This is a genomic window from Stenotrophomonas sp. PS02301 (assembly GCF_029959485.1).
GTDB lineage: Bacteria > Pseudomonadota > Gammaproteobacteria > Xanthomonadales > Xanthomonadaceae > Stenotrophomonas > Stenotrophomonas maltophilia_Z.
In genome coordinates this window covers 1-16,931 of sequence record NZ_JASCOO010000087.1, presented here as the reverse complement: position 1 = coordinate 16,931, position 16,931 = coordinate 1, and the positions used below count along the sequence as shown (strand labels likewise).

15 protein-coding genes are annotated in these 16,931 nt (G+C 67.5%); 6 read left to right on the top strand and 9 right to left on the bottom strand.

Going from position 1 to position 16,931, the window contains the following annotated elements; genetic code table 11:
* Positions 1 to 117: 117 nt before the first annotated feature.
* Both QMX81_RS16875 and QMX81_RS16870 read right to left on the bottom strand, forming a co-directional pair.
* Positions 118 to 1,515, bottom strand: coding sequence for an amino acid permease (locus QMX81_RS16875; RefSeq protein ID WP_183073751.1), 1,398 nt, complete (start codon positions 1,513 to 1,515; stop codon positions 118 to 120).
* Positions 1,516 to 1,590: 75 nt separating this feature from the next.
* Positions 1,591 to 2,301: an AraC family transcriptional regulator gene (locus tag QMX81_RS16870; protein WP_121038827.1), complete on the bottom strand. Its 711-nt coding sequence runs from the start codon at positions 2,299 to 2,301 to the stop codon at positions 1,591 to 1,593.
* A gap of 182 nt (positions 2,302 to 2,483) precedes the next feature.
* Here QMX81_RS16870 and QMX81_RS16865 point away from each other — a divergent pair, with 182 nt between their 5' ends.
* Entirely contained in the window at positions 2,484 to 4,574 is a 2,091-nt protein-coding gene (locus tag QMX81_RS16865; protein ID WP_121038830.1) for a catalase, read from the top strand.
* 36 nt (positions 4,575 to 4,610) lie between these two features.
* On the top strand, positions 4,611 to 5,051 hold the full coding sequence (locus tag QMX81_RS16860; RefSeq protein WP_282263195.1) for a HupB: 441 nt from the start codon (positions 4,611 to 4,613) through the stop codon (positions 5,049 to 5,051).
* Between the two features lie 74 nt (positions 5,052 to 5,125).
* On the opposite strand, the gene QMX81_RS16855 is transcribed toward QMX81_RS16860, so the two are convergent.
* From QMX81_RS16855 to QMX81_RS16840, 4 genes are read right to left on the bottom strand one after another with little or no spacing between them, the layout of a single operon-like run.
* Positions 5,126 to 6,007 (bottom strand): hypothetical protein, encoded by an 882-nt coding sequence (locus QMX81_RS16855; protein WP_282263192.1) that lies wholly within the window; start codon positions 6,005 to 6,007, stop codon positions 5,126 to 5,128.
* An 11-nt stretch (positions 6,008 to 6,018) separates the two neighbouring features.
* Positions 6,019 to 7,284 carry a HAMP domain-containing sensor histidine kinase gene (locus QMX81_RS16850; RefSeq protein ID WP_282263190.1) on the bottom strand — a complete coding sequence of 422 codons (1,266 nt, stop codon included), beginning with the start codon at positions 7,282 to 7,284 and terminating at the stop codon, positions 6,019 to 6,021.
* Positions 7,281 to 7,967 (bottom strand): response regulator transcription factor, encoded by a 687-nt coding sequence (locus QMX81_RS16845; protein ID WP_121038839.1) that lies wholly within the window; start codon positions 7,965 to 7,967, stop codon positions 7,281 to 7,283. The genes QMX81_RS16850 and QMX81_RS16845 overlap by 4 nt, the downstream gene beginning before the upstream one ends.
* Positions 7,968 to 7,971: 4 nt before the next feature.
* Positions 7,972 to 9,099 (bottom strand): DJ-1/PfpI family protein, encoded by a 1,128-nt coding sequence (locus QMX81_RS16840; RefSeq protein ID WP_282263188.1) that lies wholly within the window; start codon positions 9,097 to 9,099, stop codon positions 7,972 to 7,974.
* A gap of 191 nt (positions 9,100 to 9,290) precedes the next feature.
* On the opposite strand from QMX81_RS16840, the gene QMX81_RS16835 reads away from it, so the two are divergent.
* The gene (locus QMX81_RS16835; RefSeq protein WP_121038845.1) at positions 9,291 to 10,151 is read left to right on the top strand and encodes a PA4780 family RIO1-like protein kinase; all 861 of its coding nucleotides are present in this window, start codon (positions 9,291 to 9,293) and stop codon (positions 10,149 to 10,151) included.
* 94 nt (positions 10,152 to 10,245) lie between these two features.
* Here the strand turns inward: QMX81_RS16835 and QMX81_RS16830 are convergent, their stop codons facing one another.
* A complete protein-coding gene (locus QMX81_RS16830) occupies positions 10,246 to 12,378 on the bottom strand; it encodes a methyl-accepting chemotaxis protein (protein ID WP_121038848.1) in 2,133 nt (710 codons plus the stop codon).
* A 203-nt stretch (positions 12,379 to 12,581) separates the two neighbouring features.
* Here QMX81_RS16830 and QMX81_RS16825 point away from each other — a divergent pair, with 203 nt between their 5' ends.
* Together QMX81_RS16825 and QMX81_RS16820 are read left to right on the top strand one after the other, a co-directional pair.
* Positions 12,582 to 13,559, top strand: coding sequence for a L,D-transpeptidase (locus QMX81_RS16825; protein WP_282263186.1), 978 nt, complete (start codon positions 12,582 to 12,584; stop codon positions 13,557 to 13,559).
* Between the two features lie 3 nt (positions 13,560 to 13,562).
* Complete coding sequence (locus QMX81_RS16820) at positions 13,563 to 14,258, top strand: M23 family metallopeptidase (RefSeq protein ID WP_121038854.1); 696 nt, start codon at positions 13,563 to 13,565, stop codon at positions 14,256 to 14,258.
* Here QMX81_RS16820 and QMX81_RS16815 read toward each other — a convergent pair whose 3' ends face one another.
* Positions 14,259 to 14,612 carry a hypothetical protein gene (locus tag QMX81_RS16815; protein WP_147433863.1) on the bottom strand — a complete coding sequence of 118 codons (354 nt, stop codon included), beginning with the start codon at positions 14,610 to 14,612 and terminating at the stop codon, positions 14,259 to 14,261.
* Positions 14,613 to 14,819: 207 nt separating this feature from the next.
* On the opposite strand from QMX81_RS16815, the gene QMX81_RS16810 reads away from it, so the two are divergent.
* A complete protein-coding gene (locus QMX81_RS16810) occupies positions 14,820 to 15,233 on the top strand; it encodes a hypothetical protein (RefSeq protein ID WP_121038860.1) in 414 nt (137 codons plus the stop codon).
* Between the two features lie 106 nt (positions 15,234 to 15,339).
* Here the strand turns inward: QMX81_RS16810 and QMX81_RS16805 are convergent, their stop codons facing one another.
* Positions 15,340 to 16,632 carry an adenylosuccinate synthase gene (locus QMX81_RS16805; protein WP_038686937.1) on the bottom strand — a complete coding sequence of 431 codons (1,293 nt, stop codon included), beginning with the start codon at positions 16,630 to 16,632 and terminating at the stop codon, positions 15,340 to 15,342.
* Between the last annotated feature and the right edge of the window lie 299 nt (positions 16,633 to 16,931).

Genomic DNA, 16,931 nt, shown 5'->3' with positions numbered 1-16,931 from the left:
GATGGCAACACACGAGCCTACAGGGACGTACTTGCGGCGGGTCCCGACAACCCACCCGTGCCCGCCCAGGCAAGCGGAGTCACGAACCTGCGGCTGTTGGCCGTTGACTGTTAGCTGTTAGCTGTTAGCTGTAGCACGCACCCGACGCGCGATCTCACTGCTCGCCGCAATCACCACTGTCAGCGCCGCCATCGACAGGAACTGCACCCGCGTGTGCGCTTCGGAGAGCAGCAGACCGAAGATCAACGCCAGCACCCCCAACCCGATCACCGTCAGATACGGATACCCCGCCATCCGGAACGGCAACCGCGTCCCATCCCGGTTCGCCCGATGACGCAGAATCAACTGCGACAGCAACGAAATCGTCCACACCAACAGACACGTCGAGCCCACGATGTTGAGCAGCACCGGCAACACCTTGTCCGGGAACACCAGCTCCATCACCGTCGCCGCAAAACCGAACAGCACACTGGCCAGCACCGCGATGATCGGCACCTGGCGCGGATCGGTCCAGCCCAGCACCGCCGGCGCCTCGCGGCGCTGCGCCAGCGAATACATCATCCGCGACGCACCGTAGAGATTGGCGTTCAACGCCGACAGCAGCGCGATCACCGCGATCAGCGTGATCGCCGTCGCCGCGCCCGGAATCTTGGCCGCTTCCAGCACCGCCGCGAACGGCGACCTGAGTGCCTCGCTGGTCCACGGGACCACCGCGATGATCACGCTCAGCGAGCCGATGTAGAACACCAGGATGCGCCAGGCCACGGTGCGGATCGCACGGGCGATGCTGCGCTCAGGATCTTCGGTTTCGGCCGCGGCCACCGCCACGATCTCGGTGCCGCCAAAGGCGAATATCACCACCAGCAGCGCCGCGCCGATCCCGGCCAGGCCCTTGGGCATGAAGCCACCGTGCTCGGTGAAGTTGCGCAGGCCCGGCGAGGCCACGTCCGGCAGCCAGCCCATCAGCAGCGCCACGCCGATCAGGATGAAGCCGACGATCGCGGCGACTTTGAGGATCGCGAACCAGAATTCGAACTCGCCGAAGTTCTTCACCCCGAGCAGATTGATGGCGGTGAAGAACAGCATGAAGGCCAGCGCCGCCATCGGCACCGGAATCGCCGGCCAGACCGTGGCGAGCAGGCCGGCCGCACCGACCGCTTCAGCGGCGATCACGATCACCAGCTGCACCCACCACAGCCAGCCCACCGTGGCGCCGGCGGTGGCGCCCATGGCGTCGGCGGCGTAGACCGAGAACGCGCCGCTGGTCGGCTTGGCCGCGGCCATTTCGCCGAGCGCGTTCATCACGATGATCACCAGCGCGCCGGCGACCAGATACGACAGCAGGACCGCCGGGCCGGCGGCCTGGACGCCCACCCCGGAACCGAGGAACAGGCCGGCGCCGATCGCGCTGCCCAGGCCCATCATGATCAACTGGCGGGGCTTGAGCGCGTGTCCCAGGCGGGTATCGGCGGGCGGAGTGGCAGGAGCCGGAGTCTGGGATGCGGGCATCGGAATCGATTGGCGGGCAACAAGTGCGACACCATACCCTGTCGGCCGCGCGACGGCATAGGCCGGAAGCCCCACCCCGCCTCAGGCAGCGGCACGCTCGCCGATCTGGGCACGGTAGGCCCGCGGCGACAGCCCGACCTCGGCCTTGAACTTGCGGGTGAAGGCGCTCTGGTCGGTGAAGCCGCAGGCCTGGCCGATGCTGGCGATGCTGTCCGGGCCATGCAGCAGGTGCACCGCCATCTGGATGCGCAAGCGGGTCAACACCTGTTGCGGGGTCATCTGGAACACCTTGCGGAAGGTGCGCTCCAGCTTGGACAGCGAGAACCCGGTGATGTCCAGCAGGGTCTGCATGCGCACGTTCTCGGCGTAATGCGCATTCAGATGGGCAAGGGCCAGGCGCAGCTGCTCGTACTGGGTGCCCAGGCTGTCCTTCTGGCCCAGGTCGCGCGAGATCCCGATCAGCCCGCGGATCTGCCCCTCCACCAGCAGCGGCCGCTTGCAGGTCAGGCACCAGCCCGGCTCGCGGTTGGCGAACAGATGCAGTTCCATCAGGTTTTCGATGACCTTGCCAGCCAGCACCTGCTCATCCTGGGTGGCGTAGTCCGCGCCCAGCCCGGTCGGATAGATCTCCGCCGCGGTGCGTCCGATCACGTCCTTGCGCGACTTCAGGCCCAGCCGGCGCAGCATGGTCTGGTTGATATGCGTGTAGCGCCCGTCGCAGTCCTTCATGAAGAACAGGACGTCGGGGATCGCATCAAACAGGGCTTCGATGTCGGCGGGTTCAACGCGCATGCGGTTGGGGAGAACAGGGGAAGACGCGCCCAAGGATACCTGCCCGCACGCGCGCCACCCAGCGCCGGGGCACCGCATGTGAAGCGCGGGTGCAAGCAGCGCCCGGTTTTCGCACCCTCGATTAACGCCCCGGCCGCCAGTGTGAAGCGATCCCCCTTCCCGCCAGCTCCCGGAGTCGCCTCATGGCCGCCAGCAAGAAAAGCACGAAGAACGCCCCTGCACCCGCCACCGATGTCCGCGGCGAGGGGGATGAACTGCACCAGCGTGCGGGCAACGGCCACCCGGTGCTGACCACCAACCAGGGCATCCCGATCGGTGACAACCAGAACTCGCTGCGGGCCACCCCGCGCGGGCCGACCCTGCTGGAAGACTTCATCCTGCGCGAGAAGATCACCCACTTCGACCATGAGCGCATCCCGGAGCGCATCGTGCATGCGCGCGGCAGCGCAGCGCACGGTTACTTCGAGCTGACCCGCTCGCTGGGTGAGTACACCCGCGCCCGGATCCTGAGCGAAGTGGGCGTGCGCACCCCGCTGTTCACCCGCTTCTCCACCGTGGCCGGCGGCGCCGGTTCGGTCGATACCCCGCGCGATGTGCGCGGCTTCGCGGTGAAGTTCTACACCAAGGAAGGCAACTGGGACCTGGTCGGCAACAACATCCCGGTGTTCTTCATCCAGGACGCGATCAAGTTCCCTGACCTGATCCATGCAGTGAAGATGGAGCCGGACCGTGCCTTCCCGCAGGCGGCCAGCGCACACGATACTTTCTGGGACTTCGTGTCGCTGATGCCCGAATCGATGCACATGATCATGTGGGCGATGAGCGACCGCACGATCCCGCGCTCGCTGCGCACCATCGAAGGCTTCGGCATCCACAGCTTCCGGCTGATCAACGATGCCGGCGAGTCGACCTTCGTCAAATTCCACTGGCGGCCGAAGCTGGGTATCCAGTCCACCGTGTGGGATGAGGCGGTCAAGCTGCAGAGCGCGGACAACGACTTCCACCGCCGCGACCTGTTCGAGGCGATCACCGCCGGCGATTTCCCCGAGTGGGAGCTGGCGGTGCAGCTGTTCACCGAGGAACAGGCCGAGGCCTTCCCGTTCGACCACCTGGATTCGACCAAGATCATTCCCGAGTCGCTGGTGCCGCTGACCGTGATCGGACGCATGGTGCTGGACCGCTGGCCGGACAACTTCTTCGCCGAGACCGAGCAGGTCGCCTATTGCCCGGCCAACGTCCCGCCGGGCATCGACTTCAGCAACGATCCGCTGCTGCAGGGCCGCCTGTTCTCCTATCTGGATACCCAGCTCAGCCGCCTGGGTGGGCCCAACTTCCACCAGATCCCGGTCAACGCGCCCAAGTGCCCGTTCGCCAACCACCAGCGCGACGGCCACATGCAGATGAACATTCCGAAGGGCCGGGTCGCTTACGATCCCAGCTCGCTGCAGGGCGACAGCCCGCGTGAGACCGCCGATGGCTTCCCCAGCCATGCCACCGCGCCGGATGACGGCCGCAAGGGCCGCGTGCGCGCGGAGAGCTTTGCCGATCACTACAGCCAGGCCCGGATGTTCTTCCGCAGCCTGGAAGCCCCGGAGCAGGCGCACCTCGCCTCCGCACTGGTGTTCGAGCTGTCCAAGGTGGAAACGGTCAAGGTGCGCGAGCGTACGGTGAGCCACCTGCGCAACATCGACGATGCACTCGCCAAGCGCGTGGCCGACGGTCTGGCGATGCCCGCGCTGCCCGAGCCGGCCGCCACGCAGACCCCGGCGCAGGATTTCCCGAAGGCGCCCGAGGTACGGATCATCGGCCGCACCAAGGACCTGCTCACCGGCCGCTGCATCGGCATCCTGTTCGACGAAGGCTCCGATGCGGCGCTGATCGCCAACCTGCGCAAGGCCGCCGACAAGGCCGGGGCCAGCGTGAAGCTGGTCGCACCGAAGATCGGTGGCGCCAGGCTCAGCGATGGCAAGACGCTCGCCGCGGACGGCCAGTTGGCCGGCACGCCGTCGGTGGTCTTCGATGCGGTCGCCGTGGTGCTCAGCAGTGATGCCGCCAAGAAACTGAGCAAGGAATCGGCCGCGATCGATTTCGTCAGTGATGCCTGGGCCCACCTCAAGGCGATCGCCGCCGACGACGGCGCACAGGCGCTGTTGAAGGTCGCCCGGGTCGGCAACGATGCCGGGGTGGTCGAGGCCGAGGACGCAAAGGCCTTCCTTGCTGCCGCCGCTACGCGGCAGTGGGCCCGCGAACCGAAGGTGCGCGCGCTCGCCTGAGCGGCGCCACCTTCGTCACCAGACAGGAGCACGACCATGCCACGCGGTGATAAATCCAGCTATACCGACAAGCAGAAGCGCACAGCCGAGCACATCGAGGAAAGCGAGAAAGCGCGGGGCCGCAGTGAGGCCACCGCCGAACGCATCGCCTGGGCCACGGTCAACAAGCAGGATGGTGGCGGGAAGAAGCGCGGCAGTGCGAACAACACGGCCGCCAAGACCGCGAAGACCTCGCCGACGAAGAAGGCAGCGGTAAAGAAAACCGCTGCCAAGAAGGCCACTCCGAAAGCAGCCGCCGGGAAGGCCACCAAGAGGACCGTAACGAAGACGGCGAAGAAGGCCGCTGAAAAAGCGACAGCGAAAACCGCGGTCAAAAAGACGACAAAAAGAGCGGCGAAGAAGACCGTCGCGAAGCAGGCCACCCGGAAATCCGCATCAACGACCGGCGCCCGAAAGCGAGCGGCCGGCAAGGCCTGACCTGCGCACAGGGCCCGCCGTGCATCTACCGCGTGCTGCCTGGAGCAGCACGCGGCAGAGCGCAGGCGCAGCGCTTACCGCGGCACTGGCACGGTGGACGGCTTCGATGGCGTGACCGTTCCAGGTGCTACCGGTTTCACCGGCAGCGGCATCGACTGCAGCCGGCGGATCGAGCCGATCGGCACGGCTTCCGCCCGCCGCTGCGCCGGCCACCACAGGAACACGAACGCACTGCTGGATCCCAGCAGCTTCGCGTTGCCCGGAAGCGCAGACGCGTCACCCTCAAGCACGACCTGTACGGGCGTACCGCCCTTGCCATCGAGGATCTTCTCGGCCGTGCTCAGGGCATACAGCGCCGCGCCGAATGCCATGAAGCAGACCACCGCAATGCACATGCCGGTCAGCGGGCGCAGCCCGGAGAATTCCCAGTTCATCCACGGCGACTCCGAGAACAGCATCCGCCATCCCCAGTGCCTCGCGCGCAGGCGTGCCACCTTGGCAGGATTGCGCCGCCGCAGCGTCTCCGGCCAGCCCAGCACCACGGCAAGCAGGGCCCCCAGCAACAGGATCAACAGGTAGGCCGGATCGCGCAGCCCGGCGACCAGGAAGTCACTGACCTGCAGGTAGTCCAGGATCGACAGCCGGAATTTGAAATAGAAAAAGTAGCTCGACCACAGCCCCAGCACGGAGAGGAACACATATCCCGCGCTCACCATCAGCGCCGGCTCCTGCCGCAGCAGGCGCCAGATCACGGCCACCATCGAATCTTCGTTGCCATGCGTGATCGGCAGCAACGACCAATCGGTCGGCGTCTGCTCCGCCGGGACATCCCCGTGAATGCTGCCCTCGTCCCTGTTGCCCATGCGCCCCTCCCCCGTTCGGCAGAGCATCGCGCACTTTGGCGATGGACGGAAGCGGGCCCGCCCCGGATGGCACCCGGTCGCCGCGGCCGCCATGCCGGATCGCCTCACTGCACGCTGAAACTGGCCACCGTGGCGTGCTCGCTCCCTTCGATGCGCAGGTCGATGGCGAAGCGGGCGCACAATCGCTGCACGATCGCCAGGCCGAGCCCGAACCCGGCACTGCCCTCGCCCTTGGTGAACGGCCGCATGATCGCCTCGGCATCGCCCGCCAGGGCGGTGTTGCGGATCCGAAGCCGCCCGCTCGCCACCTCGATGTGCACCTCACCCGAACGGGTATGCGCGAATGCATTGCCGACCAGATTGGCCAGCAGCATGTGCAGCACCGGCCCGGGCACCGGCAGGCGCACGTCGGCCGGCACGTCGACCCGCACTTCCACCGGCTTGCCCTCCAGCAGCGCGGCCTGCTCGATCACCACCTGTTCCAGTACCGGCAGCACCGCCAGTGGTGTCGCGTCCTGTTCCACGTTCTCTTCGCGGGCCAGCGTGAGCAGGGTGATGACGGTCTGTTCGAGCTGCCGCGCCGAGTGCTGCACATGCTCAAGCTGCTGCCGCCCACGCTCGGACAGGCCCGGTTCGCTGGCCAGCTGTTCGGTAGCGCTGCGGATCACTGCCAATGGCGTGCGCAGCTCATGGCTGGCATCACGGGTGAAGGCATGCTCGCGCGCAATGAAGGCACGCACGCGCCCGCTCAGATTGTCCAGGCCGCGGGCGAGCACGCCGACCTCGTCATCGGGGAAGCCCCCGGCGAACCCCACCGGCAGCCTGTCCGGCACCATCTCATCGACCAGCGCTGCCAGCTTCGACAAGGGCCGCGTGGTACGTCGAGCCAGCCATGCGCCGGCCAGAATGGCGACCACCACCACGGCCAGTCCGGACCAGGCCAGCAGCGCCAGGATCTGGCTGCGCATCGGCCGCACCACCAGCTGCTGGCTGACCTCGGCGACCAGCCACCCTGGCGTGGCGGCTCCTTCCGGCTGCACCGGCCGCAGGTGATAGTGCCGCCCCTGCGTACCGGCGATCTCGCGGCGCCAGGGCTCGGCATCGAAGGTGGCCTTGAGATCGGACGGGAACGTGGCAGGGCTGTCGTGGATCGTCGTGAACGCATTGCGCGGCGGCGACCACGTCCCACGGGTGGCCCGCTGATCCAGCTGCTGCTGCGCTTCCTGCTCAAGCATCGCATCGAAGAAGCGATCCTCCACGCTGTACACGAATACCGCCACGTACAGGCCGAACAGGCCGGCCACCACCAATGCGAACACCGCGAAAGCCAGCATCAACCGGTTGCGCAGGCAATGCACCCGTGCCGTCATGCGTCGGCCTCCAGCTTGAAGCCGACATCGTGCACGGTCTTGAGCATCGGCCGCTCGAACGGTTTGTCCAACGCCTGGCGCAGCAGGTACAGATGCGAGCGCAGCGGATCCGACGGCGGCGCCTCATCGCCCCAGAGACGGCGGATCAACTCGCTGCGGGTCACCGTGCGCGGCCAGGCTTCGGCGAGCAGCACCAGCAGCCGATAAGCGGTCTGCGGCAACTCGATCGCCTGCTCACCGCGGCACACGGCGCCGCTACGGCGGTCGATGCCGAGCGATCCGATACGCAGCATGTGCCCGCCGCGTCGGCCGTGTCGGTGCGCCAGGGCCAGGCATCGCGCCAGCAGTTCCTCACCTGCGAACGGTTTGACCAGGTAGTCATCGGCACCGGCCTGGAAGCCGACCAGCTTGTCGGCCAGCGTGTCGCGCGCGGTCAGCATCAGGATCGGGATGTGGCGGTCGGCCTGTTCACGCAGATGGCTGCACACGCGCAGGCCATCCATGCCCGGGAGGGTGAGGTCCAGCACCAGCACCTCCGGCGGCTCTTCCAGCGCCATCTGCAGGCCGCTGCGGCCATCGGCGGCGAAGGCCACGCGATGGCCGCGGGCCTCCAGCAGCGTGGCCATGCCGGCGCGCAGCGCCGGGTTGTCCTCGATCACCAGGATGTGCAGGCCGTCGTCCATGGTGTCAGCCTTCGATCGTGTCCTTGAGCTGCTTAGCTTCGGCCATGTCCGGGTGGGTTTCCAGCAGTTTGCCGAGCACCGTGCGCGCCTGTGCCACCTCGCCCAGCCGCCAATGCGCCTGGGCGATGCCCAGCGGCAGCTGCGGTTCGCTCATGTACGGCGCGGCCAGCTGCATGATCGCCAGCGCGTCACGTACGGCAGCATCGTCCTGCGCGGCCTGCAGCTGGTAGTAGCCGAGCACGCCGATCAGTTGGTCGTGATAGCCCGTACGGTTGCTGGCCAGCTCGTGCTTGACCGCCTCCCCCTCACCGGCCAGCAGGCGCTGCACCAGCGCCATGCTGGCCTCATCGCGCCAGGGCGTGCGCGTGACCGGGGTGCGACCGGTGGCGCGCACGATTGCCTCGGCGACGGCCGGTGTCGAATACGGGTTCTGCCCGGTGATCAGGCGACCGTCCACCACCAGTCTGGGCATCATCAGCGGCGCCTGTTCCCAGCGCGCGCCGCGCTCGCGCAGCGCCGTTTCCAGCAGGAACGGGAATTCCTTCGCCCAGCGCTTGCCGAACACGCCCTCCTCTGCATTGGTGAAGCCGGTCACGCGCCGCCCGGCCACCAGCAGCGATCCGTCCGCCAGCCGCACGTCCACCAGCGCAGCCGGGCCGTGACAGACCGCCGCGACCACCGCGCCGCGATCGTGCATCGCGCCCAGCAGACCGCGCAGTGCGGCATCGGCGGGCAGATCGAACATCGCCCCCTTGCCCCCGACCACGTAGACGGCCGCATAGTCGGCCGCCCGGAGGGTGGCGGTGGCGCGGGTATCGGCCAGCAACGCGGCCGCGGCCGGATCGGCGAGGACGCGTGCATTGAAGGGCTCCTTGGCATCGAACTTGTCGGCCTCCACCGGCCCGCCGCGTGGGCTGGCCACCTGCACGGCCAGGCCGTTGTCGCGGAAGATCAGGTAAGCCTGGGCGAATTCGTCCATCTCGAACCCGGGGCGGGTCTTGCCCTGCTCACGGCCCTCGCCGCTGACCACGATGAGCACCGTATCGCCCGCCGAAGGGCGGGCATGGAGCAAGGGAACGGCCAGCAACAAGGCCAGCACGGCACCGGTATGGCGCAACAGGGACAGCATCATGGGCGGCACTCCTTGGGAAAGTGACGTCAGCCTGCAGGCCGGATGTGAATCAGAGTTCAAGCCCGCGTGGACGTGCACGCAGCTGAACAACCGGGCCGCCGAGCGCCGTGTCGATGGCTCCATCGGCCCGAAGATGCGAAAATCCCTCCCCCTCCAGGGCAGGCCCCGCGCCAGCCGATTCCCGAGATACCGTGAAGACCCCCCAAGGCTTGCAGGCGCTGATCGACGACGGCGTGATCGATGAAGTGCTCCGCCCGCTCAAGAGCGGCAAGGAAGCAGCGGTATACGTGGTCCGCAGCGGCGACGATGTGCGCTGCGCGAAGGTCTACAAAGACATGGCGCAGCGCAGCTTCCAGCAGCGCGTGCAGTACCAGGAAGGCCGCAAGGTCCGTGGCAGCCGCGAAGCGCGCGCCGTGGGCAAGGCCAGCAATTACGGCCGCAAGCAGCAGGAAGCGGCCTGGAAGAACACCGAAGTGGAGGCGCTGTACCAGCTGCGCGATGCCGGCGTGCGCGTACCCGAGCCGTACGGCTACTTCCACGGCGTGCTGGTGATGGAGCTGGTGACCGATGCCGAGGGGTATTCCGCCGCGCGCCTGGGCGAGGTCGAGCTCAGTCCGGAACAGGCCCGCGAGTTCCACCAGATCCTGGTCCGCCAGGTCGTGCGGATGCTGTGCTGCGGCCTGATCCACGGCGATCTGTCGCCGTACAACGTGCTGGTCGGCCCGGAAGGCCCGGTGGTGATCGATTTCCCCCAGGTGGTCAGTGCGGCGGGCAACAATGCCGCGCGCACGATGCTGCTGCGCGACGTCAACAACCTCACCGCGTACCTGGGCCGCTGGGCGCCGGAGTTGCTGGAGACCTGGTATGGCGAGGAGATGTGGGCGCTGTTCGAGGCCGGCGATCTGCTCCCGGACAGTGTGCTGACGGGCGAGTTCGAACAGGATGAAAGCAGCATCGATCTGGATGGCGTGCGCCATGCGATCAACGATGCGCGCGAAGAAGCGCTGATCCGCCAGCAGGGCCGGGAAGCAGCGGAAGAGAACGAGGACTGATCGGGGCGCGCCGCTGCGCCGGGCGGCTGGATCGGCATGAAAAAAAGCCCCGCCGATGCGGGGCTTTTCCGTCCAACTCAGCGCGCGCGTGCCGTCACGCGGCCTGCAGTGACGCCGGGCGGCGCAGGCCTGCAGAGGGGTCCTCCAGCGTGAACACCGCCACCGATTCGGTCAGTGCGTGCGCCTGCTGCTCCAGCGCGCGGCTGGCGGCGGTGGCTTCTTCCACCAGCGCCGCGTTCTGCTGGGTCACCTGGTCCATCTGCACGACCACCTGGTTGACCTGCTCGATGCCGGCGGCCTGTTCCTTGGTCGCGGCGGCAATGTCGCTCATCAGCTGATTGGTGCGCGAGCTGGCCTGGGTCAGGCGGGCGATCGCCGCTTCGGACTGCACGGTGACGCTCAGCCCGGTCTTGACCTTGCTGCTGGACTCATCGATCAGGTCCTTGATCTCCTTGGCCGCCGTGCCGGCGCGCTGCGCCAACGTGCGTACCTCGGTGGCCACCACCGCGAAGCCGCGTCCGTTCTCACCGGCACGGGCCGCTTCGACGGCCGCGTTCAGGGCGAGGATGTTTGTCTGGAAGGCGATGCCGTCGATCACCGAGGAAATCTCGGAGATACGCGCCGAGGACTGGTCGATCTCGCTCATCACCGCGGCCATCTGCGCGATCGCCTGCTCGGTCGCCTTGACCGCCGCACCCGCCGCATGGGCTTCATGGTCGGCCTGGTTGGCCAGCTCAGCGTTCTGCCGGACCGTGGAGGTCAGCTCCTCCATCGAGGCCGCCGCTTCTTCCAGGTTGGCTGCCTGCTGCTCAGTACGGCGCGACAGGTCATTGTGGCCGGCCGCCAGTTCCTGCGCGGCATCGTTGATACTGCCGGCCGCGCCCTGGATCTGCTGCACGATGCCGGTCAGCTGCACCGCGGTGGCGTTGGCATCGTCGCGCATCTGCGCAAAAACACCTTCGTACCGGCCGTCCATGCGCGAGGTCAGGTCGCCGGTGGAAATCGCGCGCAGTACCTGCGACAGGTCGGCGATGCTGGCCTGCGAGCTGGCCATCATCCCGTTGAGCTGGGCGACCATCGCGCGGAACTGGAACTGGAACGCCGGCTCGTCGCCGCGCACGGAGAAGTCGCCGGCACGTGCGGCCGAGGCCAGTGTCTCGATCTGCTGGTTGATCGCCATCAGGCTGGCCTTGACGGTGGCCATGGTGGTGGTCAGCACGGCCTTCTCGCCCGGGTAGCTGTCCAGATCACGGCTCAGGTCGCCGATGGCGTAGCGCTGCATCACCTCGACCATGTGGAACTCGACGGCCACGTGCGAACCGACCAGCTCGTTGGTGGCCCGGATCATCCGGCCGAAATCGCCCGGGAAGGCCGTTTCGTCCATGCGATGGCTGATGGCACCGGCCTCATGCTGGCGGGCCATGTCCAGCTGCGCGGTGATCGCGCCCTGGACGCCCTGGCGGACCGTGGCCATGGCGTTGCCGAGCTGGGTGATCTCATCGCGACCGCCCAGATGGACGTCATGGGCCAGATCACCCTTGGCCATCCGGGTGGCCAGGCCGACGGCGCGGGCCAGCGGACCGGTCAGGCTGCGGCCGATCAGCACGGAGGCGGCGATGCCGACCACCAGCGCGATCGCGCCCAGCACCAGCAGCTGCAGCAGGGTCCGCTCGCCCAGCCGGATCGCTTCGGCAGCGGCCTCGCGGCTTTCCTTTTCCTCGTAGACCACGCCATCGCTGAGCGCCTGGTTCCAGCCATTGGCAGCGGCCTGCACGGCGCCCAGGGTGAGGGCCGTGGCAGCGGCAAAATCGCCCTGCTGCAGCTGTTCGCTCATCTGCTTGTTGAGCGGACGCGCCACCGCGCGGGCGGCCGCGATGGCGTCTCCGACGGCCTTGTCTTCCGGCTGTGCGGGCAAGGCCTGGTAGCCGGCCCAGCTGGCTTCATAGCGCGCGACCAGCGCGGCGATGCGCGCCTCATCCTCGGCCAGACCGTCGCCCTGGCGGATCAGCATCTCCCGGCGCACGACCATCATCTGATTGTTGGCATCGAGCATGTCCGAGAGCAGCCGCACCTTGGCCACGTTGACCTCGACCACCTGCTGCATCGCGCGCTTCTGTACCGCACTCCCGGTGGCGCCGGTGGCGACGACGGCAGCGACCAGCAGCAACAACAGGCCAAAGCCCATACCTAGACGCCAGACAACGCTGACGTTCCGCAAAAATTCCATGAGACATCCGAAAAACGTGGGGGGGTGGGCCGGTATCGGCGCCAGACGCAGCGCCTTGACCGACGGCCGTGAGCCCGCTGTGAATGGATTCACATAACCCCGGCGTTGCCTCCGCATTGCCGCTCAGCCCTCCGTCAGGCTTTTCACGGCAAGTGCGCACGCCCGGCAGGCATGGTGGAAACACGTTCCCGCTGGAGTTGCCGATGTCCCTTCGCCTGCACCGTATCGCCCGCCTCACCGCGCTCTCCCTCGCCCTGGGGGCCTCCTCCGGTTGGGCGGTCGCACAGACGGCACCCGCGCCCGCCGCGATCCCGGACGCCGACGCGACGCCGCTGGCGACCGGGCCACGCTCGGATCTGCATGCGCAGGTGCTGCTGGACCGCGCGCATTTCTCCCCCGGCCAGATCGATGGGGAGCGCGGCTCCAACCAGAAGCGCGCCGTGTCCGGCTTCCAGGCCGCACGCGGGCTGAAGGTCAGCGGCGAACTGGACGATGCCACCTGGCAGGCGCTGCAGCCGGATGCCGCCCCGCCGCTGGTGCGCTACACGCTCACCGCGGAAGACGTGGCCGGTCCGTTCCAGCCGGTGCCCAAGGGTCCGGCCGCGCAGGCCAAGCTGAAAACCCTGGGCTTCGGTTCGATCGAAGAAGCGCTGGGCGAGCGCTTCCACGCCTCCCCCGAGCTGTTGAAGACGCTCAATCCGGGCGTGGACCTGGGCAAGGCCGGCAGCGTGATCCAGGTGCCGAACATCGCGGCCGCCCCGCTGCCGAAGGCCAGCAAGCTGGTGATCGACAAATCCGACTCCACGCTGCGGCTGTTCGATGCGGACGGCAAGGTCTACGCGCAGTTTCCGGTGTCCTCGGGCAGCAAGCATGACCCGCTGCCGATCGGGAAATGGAAGATCCTGGGCATCTCCCGCGATCCCACCTTCCACTACAACCCCAAGCTGTTCTGGGATGCCAAGGCGGGCGACAGCAAGGCGGTCCTGCCGCCGGGCCCGAACAATCCGGTCGGCGTGGTCTGGATCGACATCTCCAAGCCCCACTACGGCCTGCACGGCACGCCCGAACCCGGCCATGTCGGCAAGACCGAATCGCACGGCTGTGTGCGCATGACCAACTGGGATGCGCTGCAGGTCGCCGCTGCGGTCGATGCCTCGGTGCCGGTCGTGATGCAGGAGTAAGCCATGAAGACCTTTCGACTGCTGGCAGTAGGACTGGTGATCGGCGTGGTCGGCTACTGGCTGCTGGGGCCCGGCCCCTCCGCCCGGCTCGGCGCCGCCGAACCGGCCAAGGTGGGATCGGCCACCAGTTCGGCCCGCGCAGCGCTTGATGCCCCGCCGCCGACGACGCCGGCCACGAACCCGGTGCCTGCCGACACGTCAGCCACACCGCCCGCGCCGGACGCGGGCGGTTCGACACCCGCACCGACAAGCGGCGCGGCGGGCGCGCTGCTGCTGCCCGTGCAGGGCATCGGGGCCGATCAGCTGCAGGACACCTTCACCGATGCGCGCAGCGAAGGCCGCGTGCATGATGCGATCGACATTCTGGCGCCGAACGGGACCCCGGTGCTGGCCGTCGCGGACGGGACGGTGGAGAAACTGTTCGACAGTGTGCGCGGCGGACTGACGGTGTACCAGTTCGAGCCAAGCGGTCGCTACTGCTACTACTACGCGCATCTGGACCGCTACGCCGATGGGCTGGCCGAGAAGAAGACGATCAAGCGCGGTGAGGTGATCGGCTATGTCGGCAGCACCGGCAACGCCAGTCCCGAGGCGCCCCACCTGCATTTCGAGATCCATGTACTGGGTCCGGAAAAGCAGTGGTGGAAAGGCGAATCGATCAATCCTTATCCGGTGTTGAAGGGGCAGCAGGCCCTTTGATCAACGCGTACCGGGGGGGGCGTCCCGGATCGCCCGCGCCAGTTGCCAGGCGCGACCGCGCAGTGCATCCAGGCGCTCATTGAGTTCACCCGCGTCTGCGCGCCACTGGAAGTGGCCGTTGCTGTAATCCAGGCCCAACGCAACATCATTGAACGACCCCATGCCGCCATAGGCGCGCAGCACGCTCTCCGGCGCGCCTGGATCGCCCTGCTCAAGCTGGGTGATGACCCGCTGCATCCAGTCGGCCCAGTGGGTTTCCCCGTCGCTGCGCAGCAACGCTTCAAGCTCGGACACCACCGCATGCAACGCGCGGTCCGCGCTGCTCATGCCGGTGGCCACGTGATCTTCAGACACCCTGTCGCCCCTGCTGATTGGTGAGGCTGCACAGCATGCCATGGCCCCGCGCTGGCGGACGTGGTCACGCCGGTCCGATGGGCGCGGGCAACCAGTAAAACTACTGTCGCGAATGCGGGAAATTGCCGTTGCCCCGGGCATCGACGCGGCGGACACTGCGTGCTGAAGGCATGCCCCCCTCCCCCTGCGGTCTTGGAGACAACTGTGATGATGCTCGCGCACCGCGTTGCCCTGCTCCTTCTCTGCGGCGCTGTCGCCGCAAGCGCCGCCGCGGCGCAGGACCTGCCCGCCACCGCGCCGGATCGTTTCGCGATGCTGGACCGCAATGGCGACGGCAAGGTCAGTCGCGATGAGTACGACGGAGATGCTTTTTTCCGCCTGGTCGATGCGGATCACAATTACCGGGTGAGCGTGGATGAAGTGCAGGCGGTGCTCGGCCCGCAACGCGATGGCGAGTTCTCGGCGGCCGAATGGGTCCGCATCGCCGACCTCAACGGCGACGGCGAATTGAGTGCCGAGGAGATGCGTCGCTCCTCGCAGATGCGTTTCCAGAGTCTGGATGCCAACCACGATGAGAACCTTGAACTGTCGGAACTGCAGATGGGCGTCGGCCGGCGCTGAAGGGGGCGAGGCAACGAAAAAGCCCCGCTTGCGCGGGGCTTCGTTTCACACCTTGCACCTTACACAGTCACGCAATGCCGGACATGGCCCGGCACTACGCGCCTGATCAGGCGAACGGATCCTGCAGGACCATGGTGTGGTCGCGGTCCGGGCCGGTCGAGACGATGCTCACCGGGCAACCGGCCAGCTCTTCCAGCGCGCGCAGGTAAGCGCGGGCGGCCGGCGGCAGGTCATCCCAGTTGGTGATGCCGTGGGTGTTCTCGGTCCAGCCCGGGAACTCCAGGTACACCGGCGTGCATTCTTCCCAGCCCTGCGCGTCCAGCGGGGCGTACTCGGTACGCTTGCCGCGGTATTCGTACGCGATGCAGACCTTGAGCTTTTCCATGCCGTCGAGCACGTCGAGCTTGGTGATGCACAGGCCGCTGATGCCGTTGATGGCCACCGCGCGCTTGAGCGCGACGATGTCCATCCAGCCGCAACGACGCGGGCGGCCGGTCGAGGCGCCGTACTCGGCACCGCGGTCACGGATGCCCTGGCCGACTTCATCGTCCAGCTCGGTCGGGAACGGGCCACCGCCGACGCGGGTCGCGTAGGCCTTGGCGATACCCAGCACGTAGTCGATCGCATCGGCGCCGACGCCGGCCCCGGCCAATGCGCCACCGACGGTGGTGTTGGAGCTGGTGACGTACGGGTAGGTGCCGTGGTCGATGTCCAACAGGGCGCCCTGGGCGCCTTCGAACAGCACGCGCTTACCCTGCTTGCGCAGGTCATGCAGGATGCCGGCAACGTCGGACTTCATCGGCTCGACGTATTCGCCGAAGGCCAGTGCTTCGTCGTAGGTCTTCTGGAAATCGACCGCGTCGGTCTTGAGGTAATTGGTCAGCACGAAGTTGTGGTAATCCAGCGCGGTGCGCAGGAGTTCTTCCAGCTGGGCCGGGTAATGCAGGTCGGCGATGCGGATGCCGCGACGTGCCACCTTGTCTTCATACGCCGGGCCGATGCCACGGCCGGTGGTGCCGATCGCCTTGCCGCCGGCGGCGCGTTCGCGCGCCTGGTCCAGGGCGATGTGGTACGGCATGATCAGCGGCGCGGCCGGGGAGATCTTCAGGCGCGAACGCACTTCCACGCCGGAGGTTTCCAGCTCGGCGATTTCCTTCTGCAGCGCGGCCGGCGAGATCACCACGCCGTTGCCGATCAGGCACAGCGCGTCTGCACGCAGGATGCCGGATGGAATCAGATGCAGCACGGTCTTCTTGCCATTGATGACCAGCGTGTGGCCGGCATTGTGGCCGCCCTGGAAGCGCACGACAGCGCCGATTTCCTCGGTGAGCAGATCGACGATCTTGCCCTTGCCTTCATCGCCCCACTGGGCACCCAACACGACAACTGACTGACCCATGACGGGTAACTCCTGGTTTTTGTGCGGCCATCGGGGCCGCGGGTTTGGGACCATGCCGGGGTCGCCGCGCAGCGCTGGGTGGCGGGCTCCAGCGGGGAGCGCGCCGACGCTGGGGTACCCAGACACGGAAAAAGCCGGACGAGTGACTCTGAAACAGAGTGCCCGTCCGGCTTTTGTGCATTATCCGGGTTTCCGGTGGCCGCTGCCACCCCGGGGGCCGGTGGACTTCACCGGCCGGTCAGGACCGCCGCGGCAGGTGCCGGCCACTGGCCGGCTCGCGGGATGGCATGGAGCCGGCC

Bases quoted from the DNA above. Each gene is read 5' to 3' on its own strand.
- QMX81_RS16870 (WP_121038827.1), bottom strand. From the start codon at position 2,301: ATGCGCGTTGAACCCGCCGACATCGAAGCCCTGTTTGATGCGATCCCC.
- QMX81_RS16865 (WP_121038830.1), top strand. From the start codon at position 2,484: ATGGCCGCCAGCAAGAAAAGCACGAAGAACGCCCCTGCACCCGCCACC.
- QMX81_RS16860 (WP_282263195.1), top strand. From the start codon at position 4,611: ATGCCACGCGGTGATAAATCCAGCTATACCGACAAGCAGAAGCGCACA.
- QMX81_RS16855 (WP_282263192.1), bottom strand. From the start codon at position 6,007: ATGGCGGCCGCGGCGACCGGGTGCCATCCGGGGCGGGCCCGCTTCCGT.
- QMX81_RS16850 (WP_282263190.1), bottom strand. From the start codon at position 7,284: ATGACGGCACGGGTGCATTGCCTGCGCAACCGGTTGATGCTGGCTTTC.
- QMX81_RS16845 (WP_121038839.1), bottom strand. From the start codon at position 7,967: ATGGACGACGGCCTGCACATCCTGGTGATCGAGGACAACCCGGCGCTG.
- QMX81_RS16840 (WP_282263188.1), bottom strand. From the start codon at position 9,099: ATGATGCTGTCCCTGTTGCGCCATACCGGTGCCGTGCTGGCCTTGTTG.
- QMX81_RS16830 (WP_121038848.1), bottom strand. From the start codon at position 12,378: ATGGAATTTTTGCGGAACGTCAGCGTTGTCTGGCGTCTAGGTATGGGC.
- QMX81_RS16825 (WP_282263186.1), top strand. From the start codon at position 12,582: ATGTCCCTTCGCCTGCACCGTATCGCCCGCCTCACCGCGCTCTCCCTC.
- QMX81_RS16820 (WP_121038854.1), top strand. From the start codon at position 13,563: ATGAAGACCTTTCGACTGCTGGCAGTAGGACTGGTGATCGGCGTGGTC.
- QMX81_RS16810 (WP_121038860.1), top strand. From the start codon at position 14,820: ATGATGCTCGCGCACCGCGTTGCCCTGCTCCTTCTCTGCGGCGCTGTC.
- QMX81_RS16805 (WP_038686937.1), bottom strand. From the start codon at position 16,632: ATGGGTCAGTCAGTTGTCGTGTTGGGTGCCCAGTGGGGCGATGAAGGC.